Origin of the sequence: Achromobacter sp. SIMBA_011 (assembly GCF_046535435.1) — a bacterium.
GTDB lineage: Bacteria > Pseudomonadota > Gammaproteobacteria > Burkholderiales > Burkholderiaceae_B > Achromobacter > Achromobacter dolens.
Window position 1 is genome coordinate 1 of record NZ_JAWRWN010001344.1, and the last position, 230, is coordinate 230.

A 230-nucleotide genomic window follows, 5' to 3' on the forward strand; every position below is an offset into this window, starting at 1 on the left:
TTCGGAACAACAACGAAGCGGCTCTTCGCTGCCGCCTGTGCGGCGCTGCTCGTCGCGTGCGGCTCCGCGCCCGTCGGCCCCGGCTACTACCGCGTCGAGCGCGGCGACACGCTCTACAAGATCGCCCGCGACAACCACACGTCGCTGGCAAACATCGTGCGCTGGAACCAGATCACGAACCCCGATGCGATCGAAGTCGGGCAGGTACTGCGCGTCGCGCCGCCGCCCGG

Annotated in this window: 1 protein-coding gene; it reads left to right on the top strand. The window is 69.1% G+C overall.

Annotated features, from left to right (window positions below; genetic code table 11):
• The coding region (locus SB816_RS35455; protein WP_410548678.1) for a LysM peptidoglycan-binding domain-containing protein at window positions 1–230 on the top strand (230 nt) is incomplete at both ends.